The sequence below is a fragment of the Buttiauxella brennerae ATCC 51605 genome (assembly GCF_001654925.1).
Classification (GTDB): Bacteria; Pseudomonadota; Gammaproteobacteria; order Enterobacterales; family Enterobacteriaceae; genus Buttiauxella; species Buttiauxella brennerae.
In genome coordinates this window covers 1-1,487 of the sequence record NZ_LXER01000026.1, presented here as the reverse complement: position 1 = coordinate 1,487, position 1,487 = coordinate 1, and the positions used below count along the sequence as shown (strand labels likewise).

Here is a 1,487-nt window from a genome sequence, read left to right as displayed (position 1 = left end):
TCAGCGTTAACGGCCATGAATACCGTGGCGACGTGGTGGCGGATGCCAACGGTCAGTTGCGTTACGAAGTCCCGGTCCCGACTCATGCGCTGAATGAAGGCAATAATGACGTACAGGTGATGGTCACCGGTGTTGACGCGTCAGGTAACACCGCGATTGCCGTCGAGCATCAAAATGTGGTGCTCGACACCCATGCCGAGAACCATGTGATCATTCAGACCGTGGCCGGTGACAACACTGTCAACGCCGCCGAATCCCGTTTGCCGACGATGATCTCCGGCGTGGTGAGCGGTGATGCGCAGGCGGGCGATCATGTGGTGGTCAGCGTCAATGGCCATGAGTATCACGGCAATGTGGTTACGGATGCCAACGGCCAGCTGCGTTACGAAGTACCGGTCCCGACTCATGCGTTGAATGAAGGCAACAATGACGTACAGGTGATGGTCACTGGTGTGGATGCCTCCGGTAACACCGCGATTACGGTTGAGCATCAAAATGTGGTGCTCGACACCCATGCCGAAAACCATGTGATCATCCAGACCGTGGCCGGGGACAATGTGGTGAACGCCGCCGAATCCCGTATGCCGACCCTGATCTCCGGTGTGGTGAGTGGTGATGCGCAGGCGGGCGATAAAGTCGTCGTCAGCGTTAATGGCCATGAATATCACGGCGACGTGGTGGCAGATGCCAACGGCCAGCTGCGCTATGAAGTGCCGGTGCCGACGGCAGCGCTGAATGAAGGCAACAATGACGTACAGGTGATGGTCACTGGTGTGGATGCCTCCGGTAACACCGCGATTACGGTTGAGCATCAAAATGTGGTGCTCGACACCCATGCCGAGAACCATGCGATCATTCAGACCGTGGCCGGTGACAACGTGGTGAATGCCGCCGAATCCCGGATGCCGACCCTGATCTCCGGCGTGGTGAGCGGTGATGCGCAGGCGGGCGATCATGTGGTGGTCAGCGTTAACGGTCATGAATACCGTGGCGACGTGGTGGCGGATGCCAACGGTCAGTTGCGCTATGAAGTGCCGGTACCAACCGCGGCGCTGAATGAAGGCAATAATGACGTACAGGTGATGGTCACCAGTTTGGATGCCTCCGGTAACACCGCGATTGCGGTCGAGCACCAAAACGTGGTGCTCGACACCCATGCCGAGAACCACGCGATCATTCAGACCGTGGCCGGTGACAATGTGGTGAATGCCGCCGAATCCCGTATGCCAACGATGATTTCTGGTGTTGTGAGCGGTGATGCGCAGGCGGGCGATAAAGTCGTCGTCAGTGTTAATGGCCATGAATATCACGGCGACGTGGTGGCGGATGCCAACGGCCAGCTGCGTTACGAAGTACCGGTGCCGACGGCAGTGCTGAATGAAGGCAATAATGACGTACAGGTGATGGTCACCGGTGTGGATGCGTCCGGTAACACCGCGATTACGGTTGAGCACCAAAACGTGGTGCTCGACACCCAGGCACATAAT

Annotated in this window: 1 protein-coding gene; it reads left to right on the top strand. The window is 57.7% G+C overall.

From position 1 onward, the window contains the following. Positions 1-1,487, top strand: a 1,487-nt coding sequence (locus tag M975_RS15030; protein ID WP_157093395.1) for an Ig-like domain-containing protein, incomplete at both ends; no start/stop codon positions are given.